Annotated in this window: 2 protein-coding genes; both read right to left on the reverse strand. The window is 32.6% G+C overall.

Features of this window, described 5'->3' with window-relative positions; translation table 11 throughout:
- Positions 1-82: 82 nt before the first annotated feature.
- Entirely contained in the window at positions 83-352 is a 270-nt protein-coding gene (locus tag A6E03_RS03485) for a hypothetical protein (RefSeq protein WP_065600176.1), read from the reverse strand.
- A gap of 38 nt (positions 353-390) precedes the next feature.
- Positions 391-765: a hypothetical protein gene (locus tag A6E03_RS03490; RefSeq protein WP_065600177.1), complete on the reverse strand. Its 375-nt coding sequence runs from the start codon at positions 763-765 to the stop codon at positions 391-393.
- Positions 766-886: the final 121 nt, after the last annotated feature.

Raw genomic sequence — 886 nt, forward strand, 5'->3', positions numbered from 1 at the left:
TTTCTTTGAGTTTACCGTATTAAGTGGTAAATTTGAGCTTAATCTGCATGGTAGCAAACGTGTTATGCAGGCGTTATGTGCACTAAATTGAAGGGTTCAGATTTCCACACTTAGTGCAAAGGTAATCCATAAATGCTTCATTGTCATCTGAAGGGGTGATTTTCTTATAGTTTATATCTAAGTGATTAGTATATTCATCGCAATATTCACAACTATCGCCATCATGATAAGCATTTTCAATTATATTTTTACAATCACAGCAAGTAGCCATGACTTGTTTTTTTTCTTCAATATAAAGGGCATTATGTATTTTATTTGAGTTACACTTTTTACAGTGAAAAATGACTTTCATGATAGATTACCTCTTACTTTATAGTGCTTTATAATTGATTAATTGTAGCTTTCTGTTAGAGCTAAATCGGTATAAAACTTATGATGCATAGCAACACCACCATTACCAAAGAAAGGGACTTTATCATCATGTCGAAATCCATATTCAATATTGCCATGACTGAGTAAAATGCCATTTTCATGATGAAAAGTAATTTCAGCCGTTTCATTATCGACACTTACAGGGACAGAGTAGATACGATTTGAGTATTTACAATATATATAAGCATGAGTAACTAGGTTACGCATAGTTTGACCAATACGCCAAGATCGTCCAAACGAATGTTTTTCCTTAGTACTCATATAGTAATCAAGGTTTTTAAAACCATCTAATCGTAAATTAGACTCAGCAATACGTAAATGAACAGCAACCATGGTAACTCCAATTAATGAATATATAGGCTATGGTACGGTTTGATTCCAATATTGTCAATGTTGTAATATTCATCTATAAGCGAATACGTGCACATAACAAATGCATCAACACGATTTGCTA

It is taken from the genome of Aliivibrio sp. 1S128 (assembly GCF_001691065.1).
GTDB lineage: Bacteria > Pseudomonadota > Gammaproteobacteria > Enterobacterales > Vibrionaceae > Aliivibrio.

Excerpts from the sequence above, each read along its gene's own strand:
- A6E03_RS03485 (WP_065600176.1), bottom strand. The coding sequence starts at position 352 with ATGAAAGTCATTTTTCACTGTAAAAAGTGTAACTCAAATAAAATACAT.
- A6E03_RS03490 (WP_065600177.1), bottom strand. The coding sequence starts at position 765 with ATGGTTGCTGTTCATTTACGTATTGCTGAGTCTAATTTACGATTAGAT.